This is a genomic window from Roseomonas sp. TAS13, from assembly GCF_001950415.1.
GTDB lineage: Bacteria > Pseudomonadota > Alphaproteobacteria > Acetobacterales > Acetobacteraceae > Roseomonas > Roseomonas mucosa.
The window spans coordinates 1-1,294 of sequence record NZ_BDLP01000656.1; the positions used below are offsets into that span (position 1 = coordinate 1).

Here is a 1,294-nt window from a genome sequence, read left to right on the forward strand (position 1 = left end):
TTCGCCTTACGGTGGAGCTGTGCGTAGATGTGATCAAGAGACAGCCATCGGCCCGCCGTATGCCTGGGCGGGCCGCTCCGGCGACCCGGGGAAGGGTCAGGCCCCCCGCGCCGCCGCGTGATGCGGGTCGTGGTCGAATTCCGGCACCAGGCGCGAAAGCTGCGCCAGGGCCTGCTTGGGCTGCCCGGCGCGGCAGGCGGCGGCGATCTCGTCGATCGCCCGGCCCACCAGTGCCGGATCGGCGGTGCGGGGCGTGGCCACCAGCAGGCCGGGGAAGCGCGTCGGGTTCGGCGGCTCCTGCCCGTGGAACAGCTCCTCGTAGAGCTTCTCGCCCGGGCGCAGGCCGGTGAAGCGGATCGCCACATCCTCGTCCGGGCGCAGCCCGGCGAGGCGGATCATGCGGCGCGCGAGGTCCACGATCTTCACCGGATCGCCCATGTCGAGCACGAAGATCCCGCCCTCGCGCAGCTCCGGCGGCTGGTCGGCGCGGTCCTCCGCCCCCACCACGCTGGCCTGGAGCACCAGCCCCACGGCCTCGCGCACCGTCATGAAATACCGGCGCATGTCCGGATGGGTGACGGTCAGCGGCCCGCCGCGCTCCAGTTGCCGCCGGAACAGCGGCACGACCGAGCCGGTGGAGCCCAGCACGTTGCCGAAGCGGACGGTGACGCAGCGCATGCCGCCATGGCCGCTGGCCGCTCCCTGGCGGGCCTGCATGTCGAGGCCCTGGCAGTACATCTCCGCCAGCCGCTTGCCGGCGCCCATCACCGAGGTCGGGTTCACCGCCTTGTCGGTGGAGATGAAGACCATCTCGACGGCCCCCGCCGCCCGGGCCGCGTCGGCCACGATGCGGGTGCCCTGGGCGTTGGTCAGCAGCCCCTCGGCCGGGTCGTTCTCCACCATCGGCACATGCTTCAGCGCCGCGGCGTGGAAGACCAGCTCGGGCCGGGCCTCCTCCATCAGCCGCCGGATGCGGGTCTCGTCCCGCACATCCGCCAGCACCGCCCGGCGGGGCACCTCGGGGTGCAGCTCGCCCAGCTCCAGGTCGATCGAGTAGAGGGCGAACTCCCCATGGTCCAGCAGCGTCAGCATGGCGGGGCCGAGGCCCGCCACCTGCCGCGCCAGCTCCCCGCCGATGGTGCCGCCGGCGCCCGTCACCAGCACCCGCCGGCCCCGCACCAGCCGGGCGATGCCCTCGCGGTCCAGCGGCACCTGGGGCCGGTCCAGCAGCTCCTCGATGCCGATCGGGCGCAGCGTGATGCGGCGCTCCGCCCCCAGGGGCCCCCCGTCCGGG

The 1,294-nt window shown here is 74.0% G+C and carries 1 protein-coding gene; it reads right to left on the reverse strand.

The genetic code is table 11. The features are described 5' to 3' along the window. Positions 1-96: 96 nt before the first annotated feature. A partial coding sequence (locus ROTAS13_RS24575; RefSeq protein WP_139323571.1) for a polysaccharide biosynthesis protein occupies positions 97-1,294 on the reverse strand: 1,198 nt, incomplete at its 5' end.